This is a genomic window from Meiothermus sp. (assembly GCF_025056915.1).
Taxonomy (GTDB): Bacteria; Deinococcota; Deinococci; order Deinococcales; family Thermaceae; genus Meiothermus.
This window is the reverse complement of sequence record NZ_JANWVH010000119.1, coordinates 1-5678: the sequence shown is the minus strand read 5'-3', so window position 1 is coordinate 5678 and position 5678 is coordinate 1. Positions and strand designations below refer to the sequence as shown.

Sequence of the window (5678 nt, the reverse complement as noted above, 5' to 3'; positions counted from 1 at the left end):
ATCACCCCTGATTTATCCCCTCTGGCACAGCTTGCAGGTTGACCGCGTAAAATCAGATAATATGTGAAGAGCACTCTAGACCTACAAGCACCTTTCAAGGACAAACAGCCAAGAATGGGGGGTGGGCAGCGGGTCTCCAAAACCGGGCCCCTCCTCAACCGCCTCAACGCTCCTGCGGCTTGCAGATGGTTCGAGCGAAAAGGGTTAACGCGCGGCCAGACAATGTACCATGTGGCGGGTGTTTTCAGCCCAGAAGCATCTGGACACTGACCACGGCGTAGAGTCGGGCCGCGGAAAGCAGTTCGGAAATTTCTACGAACTCATCGGCCTGGTGGGGGATGGTTCGGCCCCCTGGCCCGATGGTCACAATTGGCAGACCGGCCCAGGCCGATAAAAAGGTGCCGTCGGTAGCCCCTGGCACGCCGCCATACCGAACGGGCATCTGCAAAAGGCGCAGGCCCTGCTCGACTGCCTGTACCAGCACCGCGTCGCGCGGGGTCTCGGTGGCCGGGCGGTCTTCGAAGACTTCCAGGGTGGCGCTGACACCGGCCTCGAGGCTCTCTTCCATCGCCTGCCCAAGCCGGGCCAGAAGAGCCCGGTGATCCTGGCCGGGGTTGGTGCGAATGTCCAGGCCCACCTTCACCTGGTCGGGGATCACATTGAACTGCCCCTCCCCTGCCCCGGCCTCCACCACCGTTGGGGTTATCCAGGGCAGCCCCAGGTGCTCGTGCTGGCTTTCGGCCTGCAAAGCGGCCTGCAACTCCCGAAGTGCGACCACAAACCTCGAGGCCGAGGGAATGGGGTTGGCCCCGGCGTAGGGCATGGCCCCATGGGCCATCCGGCCCTGAAAGCGCACCCAGACCCGCATGGCCCCCTTCTGCCACAAGCAGACCTGGTTTTCCTCCGGCTCGCAGATGAGGGCCCCCGCAAAGCCCTCGGCGTAGCCAGCCCGGATAAAGGCCTTGATGCCCGTCATCAGGCCCTCCTCGTCGCAGGGGATGCACAGTCGGAGGGTTTTCCTGGGGGCGCCCAGCACCTTCTGCACCGCCACTGCCGCGCAGATGGCCGCTGCCAGCCCCCCTTTCATATCGCAGGCCCCCCGCCCGTAAATTCGGCCCTCCACAATGCGGGCCTCGTAGGGGGGGTGTGTCCAACGCTCGAGGGGGCCGTGCGTGACCACATCGGTATGGCCCTCCAGAATCAGCCCCCCCGGGCCTTCCCCCAGGTCGGCAATCAGGTTGGGGCGGCCTGGAGCGACTGCCTGCACTGTGGTCTTGAAACCGCGTTCGCGCAGGTAAGGTTCCAGAAAGTCCACCACCGGCTGCTCACCGGGGCCCGGATAGTAGCTCTCGATTCGGACGAGGGCCTGGGTCAGGCGCACCACCTCGTCCACATCGACCTCTTGGGCCGCTTTTTGGGCCAGTTGATGTTTGTCCATCAGAGCCTTTCCTTTCGATTGGCGAGGTGACCAGGTGATTGGGCTGCCAGCGGTGCAGGCTTTCAGCCATCGTACAGCTCCCGGTAGGCTCTGAGCCCCCCCACCGAGTAGGCGTGCAACACCCCATGCACCAAAGCCCGGGCGAACACATCGGCGGCCACCGCGCCGATGCGGCTGAGCTCGGCAGGGCCCTCGAGCGCCACCTCGCCCGTGGCCAGGCAAAAAATCACATCACCGTCGAACATGGTGTGGGCCGGAAAGACCGCCCGGGCGATGCCGTCGTGGGCCATCTGCGCGACTTTCTGGGCCTGGGCCTTGGTCAGTTGGGCATTGGTGGCCACACAGCCGATGACCGTGTTGCTGCGCACAAAGGAACTGCTGAAGATGTCGGTGTAGTCAGGCGCCGCCGGGGGTCTGGGGGGATGCTTGAGCCTGAACTCGCCGTTTTGTTCCAAAAACCGCGCATAAATTTCCCCCGTGACCGGGTCGTGGGCCCGTCCGTGGGCGTTGGCCGCCACGATGGCCCCCACCACCACCCCACCCGGCATGACCAGGCTGGCTGTGCCGGTGCCCCCTTTCAAGCCCCCGTTGCGGGCCCCGGTGGCCCCCCCCCCCCCCCCCCCCGCCACCCGCCCCTCAGGTTCTGGGCCGCCCGGTAGCCGCACTCGGCGTCGGGGCGCACGGCGGCGCTGCCCACCAGCAGGTCGAAAATCACCGCGGCGGGCACGATGGGCACCAGGGCCTGGGTGGTCTCGTTGCCCACCGGGTAGCCCTGGCGGTGCTCCTCGAGCCAGCGCATCACCCCCGCGGCGGCCTCGAGGCCATAGGCGCTGCCGCCCGCGAGCACAATGGCCTGCACCTTCTCGACCAGGTTGACCGGGTCGAGCAGGTCGGTTTCGCGGGTGCCCGGCGCGCTGCCCCGCACATCCACCCCCGCCACCGCGCCCTTTTCAGGAAAGACAACGGTAACCCCGGTAAGGTGCTCGAGGTCGGTGTAGTGGCCTACCTGGATTCCCGGAACATCGGTGATGGCGTTGTAGGGGCCTGGTTTCATGGGCAAGGTTCAGCATAACAAACCCTGCCCTCGCCGGTGGTCAGGGCCCCCGAATCTCCCCTGCTTCAAAAAAAACCCGCCCTCTGCAGGGCGGGACGGTTCACCGAAGCAACCCTCATGCAGTTTTGGGCTTCTGCACAAAGCGCAAAACGAAATAAACCACAGCCGCCACAATCAGCACCGGAACCAGCACCCGCAGGAGCGCCCACACAACACCGGCCAACCCTTTCAGAATGGCGCCCAAAAATGTAAAGAGCCAGCCCCCCACCCACAGCACCACCAGTACCGCCACGGCAATCAAGAGGCCCAGCACCACCCACTCGAGGATGTCCTGCAACGAACGCTCGTTCATGGAATTCAGGATAGCACAACGGCTTCTCGGCACATCCCTCTTTTGGAGGAATCCATCTCAAACCGGAGCCTTTTCTTGCGAGGCTTCCGTTTGGGGGAGTTTTGTCCTCTATCGGTCTCCTGGACGCAATCCCTTGCATGAAGCACCGCTCTGGCATCCCAGGTGGCACCGAACCTCAGGCAGCCAGGCCACTTTCAAGGATGCACTAAGTGATGGTGGGGAGTAGGGAGTGGGTCTTCAGCACTTGCCCCCGACCCTTTGCCGCCTCAGGGTTCCTGCAGTTTGCAAGGGGTTCAAGCAAAGGTGGTGTAAGCCTTGCTCGCCACCCTCGAGCACCCTTAAAAAGAACCCATATCTCCAGGAAAGGCGCTGCGACGCCCGGGCCGAGTCCGCTTCACCTCGGTGCCTTTCCGCCGACTCCCGTACCATGAGGGTGGTGGAACGTTATCGGCTCAGCGAAGGACTGGTGGTGGGGCGCAAACCGCTTCCGGCAGGCGACGTAATCCTCTCGTTTGTAGGGCCGGAAGGAGCGGCCCAGGCCATCGCCCGCAAAGCCCTGCGGCCCACCGGACGCAGCGGGCGGCTCTCGCTGTTTCATCACCTGAAGTACCAGGTCTACCAGAAGCCCGGCAACGAGCTGCCCACCCTGACCCAGGTGGAGCTGGTGGGGCGGCTGGAGGGCCTGGAGGCCCCCGATCGCTTCCCCTATGCCAGTTTTCTGGCCGAACTGGCCTTTCGCCTGGCCTCGCCGGAGGTGGCGGGCCGTATCTGGCCTTTGCTCACCTCGGGCCTGAAGGGGATTGCCAAGCACCCCAGCCCCCGCATGGCCCTGCTCTGGGCGGCCTGGCGGGTGCTCAAGGCCGCCGGTCTGGCCCCCAACCTGAGCGGCGAGGGGCTTTGTTTGCTGGATGGCGAACGGTCGGAGCGCGGGGTGTATCTGGGCCCGGAAGGGCTGGAGGCTCTGGCCGCCATCCTGCAACTGCCCGGCACCGAGGCCATTGCCCTGCTGGAGGCAGGCGCGCCGCTGGATCGTTTGCAGCAAGCCCTGCTGGCCCATGTGCGCTACGCCGTAGGGGAGCTGGGTTCGGCCCAACTGCTGGCCCCTTCTCATGGGAAGGGGTCAAAATGACCCCTATGCAGTGGGCCTTGGCAGGGGCTTTCATCCTGGGTGCGGGCCTGCTGCTCGCGTCCCTCCAGCAAAACCAGCCTCCGCCTGCACTGCCCAGCGGGCAGAATGTCCGGGTGCTGCTCTCTTACCGGCTCAACGGGGGTTCTTTCGAGGGGCAGTACCTTTTCCCCGGCCTCGAGCTGCTGCCCCAGGGGGGGCGTGTGCAGGTTTTGAGCGGCCCCAACCCTGAGAACCTTCGACCCATCGTTACGGTATTCGCCGATAAGCCCCTTTCCTTCAGCCTGCAAAATGGCGGTTTGGTGGCCAGTTCCGAAGGGCAGGTGTGGGCCCTCGAGGCCTTCGTCCGGCTCAAACCCGCCGACCCCGCCACCCCCGTGCAGTACCGCCTGCTCGCCAGCCCCTGGCCCAACCTTGAGCCCTACCCCGGTGAGCTATGGCTGGAAAACCGGGGCAGCGGCCTCTTGGTGGTCAATGCGGTAGATTTCCAGGACTACCTCAAGCGGGTGCTGCCCAGCGAGATGCCCGCCAGCTTCCACCCGGAAGCCCTCAAGGCCCAGGCGGTGGCGGCCCGCACCTATGCATATACCCGGCAACAAGCCAACACCTTCTGGAAGCAGTTTGGGGCCGACGTAGACGACTCGGTGAGCGAGCAGGCCTACAACCACACCCGCACCCACCCCGCCACCGACGCGGCGGTGGACGCAACCCGCAACCAGATTCTGACCTTTCAGGGAACCCCCATCCAGAGCTTTTTCTTTTCCACCAGCCCCGGCGCTACGGCCAGCATCGAGGAGGTCTGGCCCGACCGGCCCGCGCAGCCCTATCTGCGGGGGCGCCCCCAGGCCAAACCCCACGCCGTCTCAATTCAGAGCGAGGCCGAGGCGCTGGCCTTTTTCCAGAACTGGAACCCCCAGGGCTTCTATGATGCCGCTTCGCCCTTCTGGCGCTGGAAACTGCGCCTGAGCCGCGAGGAGCTGGAAGCCCTGCTGAGCCGCACCCTGCCCGAAAGGGCCCGCGCCGCCCCACCGTTCGTGCAAACCCCCGAAGGCCCTCTCTCCCCCGATGCACCGGGGTTTGCGCTCGGAACCCTGGAACAAATCCGGGTGCTCGGGCGCACCAGCGGCGGCTACGTGACCGAGCTGGAGATAAAAACCTCCACCGGGCGCTTTGTGGTGCGGCGCGAGTCGCACATCCGCAGCCTGCTGCGCCCCCACAAAGCCCTCACCGGCGGGGGCGACGTGGCGCTCGAGCGCTGGCAGGGGGAGCCCCGTCTGAACTTCCCCACCCTCCCCAGCGCGGCCTTTGCCCTGCAAGAAGAGCGCGATGCCCAGGGCCGTCTGTTGGGCATCACCTTCTGGGGCGGCGGCTTTGGGCACGGGGTGGGCATGAGCCAGTACGGGGCACTGGGCCTGGCCCAACGGGGCTACGACTACCGGCAGATTCTGGAACACTTTTATCCGGGGGCTAGGCTCGAGGCCCTGCCTTGAGAACTCCGCCTTTTTTGACTAACCTAGACCAGCAGTAACCTTGCTCACCCGCCAGACCAGCGTCGGGCCATAGCGTTTGTCCAGCTTGCCCACGCATTCGAAGCGCCAGTCCAGGTATTTGAAGGGTTTTACCCCCTCAATACTTATACCAAATCTCACCCAAAGTGACACCTAAGTTAGGATAGGGGAATGAGTCGAAGGATTGCCCCAATCGATTG

6 protein-coding genes are annotated in these 5678 nt (G+C 64.8%); 2 read left to right on the top strand and 4 right to left on the bottom strand.

Annotation, left to right across the window (positions count from 1 at the left end):
* Window positions 1-244 precede the first annotated feature (244 nt).
* The 4 genes from NZN28_RS13635 to NZN28_RS13625 all read right to left on the bottom strand — a co-directional run bounded on the left by NZN28_RS13635 (window position 245) and on the right by NZN28_RS13625 (window position 2844).
* Complete coding sequence (locus NZN28_RS13635; protein WP_295399050.1) at window positions 245-1438, bottom strand: M20 family metallopeptidase; 1194 nt, start codon at window positions 1436-1438, stop codon at window positions 245-247.
* A 62-nt stretch (window positions 1439-1500) separates the two neighbouring features.
* A complete protein-coding gene (locus NZN28_RS14680; RefSeq protein WP_367275841.1) occupies window positions 1501-2067 on the bottom strand; it encodes a P1 family peptidase in 567 nt (188 codons plus the stop codon).
* Window positions 2016-2492, bottom strand: coding sequence for a P1 family peptidase (locus tag NZN28_RS14675; protein WP_367275840.1), 477 nt, complete (start codon window positions 2490-2492; stop codon window positions 2016-2018). Before NZN28_RS14675 ends, NZN28_RS14680 begins: the two co-directional genes overlap by 52 nt.
* Window positions 2493-2607: 115 nt before the next feature.
* On the bottom strand, window positions 2608-2844 hold the full coding sequence (locus NZN28_RS13625) for a hypothetical protein (RefSeq protein WP_295399048.1): 237 nt from the start codon (window positions 2842-2844) through the stop codon (window positions 2608-2610).
* A 427-nt stretch (window positions 2845-3271) separates the two neighbouring features.
* On the opposite strand from NZN28_RS13625, the gene NZN28_RS13620 reads away from it, so the two are divergent.
* Window positions 3272-3973: a recombination protein O N-terminal domain-containing protein gene (locus NZN28_RS13620; RefSeq protein WP_295399046.1), complete on the top strand. Its 702-nt coding sequence runs from the start codon at window positions 3272-3274 to the stop codon at window positions 3971-3973.
* Between the two features lie 5 nt (window positions 3974-3978).
* Window positions 3979-5460: a SpoIID/LytB domain-containing protein gene (locus NZN28_RS13615; protein ID WP_295399044.1), complete on the top strand. Its 1482-nt coding sequence runs from the start codon at window positions 3979-3981 to the stop codon at window positions 5458-5460.
* Window positions 5461-5678: the final 218 nt, after the last annotated feature.

What these genes read in the sequence shown, in the direction of transcription:
- NZN28_RS13635 (WP_295399050.1), bottom strand. Translation starts at nt 1,438, where the DNA reads ATGGACAAACATCAACTGGCCCAAAAAGCGGCCCAAGAGGTCGATGTG.
- NZN28_RS14675 (WP_367275840.1), bottom strand. Translation starts at nt 2,492, where the DNA reads ATGAAACCAGGCCCCTACAACGCCATCACCGATGTTCCGGGAATCCAG.
- NZN28_RS13625 (WP_295399048.1), bottom strand. Translation starts at nt 2,844, where the DNA reads ATGAACGAGCGTTCGTTGCAGGACATCCTCGAGTGGGTGGTGCTGGGC.
- NZN28_RS13620 (WP_295399046.1), top strand. Translation starts at nt 3,272, where the DNA reads ATGAGGGTGGTGGAACGTTATCGGCTCAGCGAAGGACTGGTGGTGGGG.
- NZN28_RS13615 (WP_295399044.1), top strand. Translation starts at nt 3,979, where the DNA reads ATGCAGTGGGCCTTGGCAGGGGCTTTCATCCTGGGTGCGGGCCTGCTG.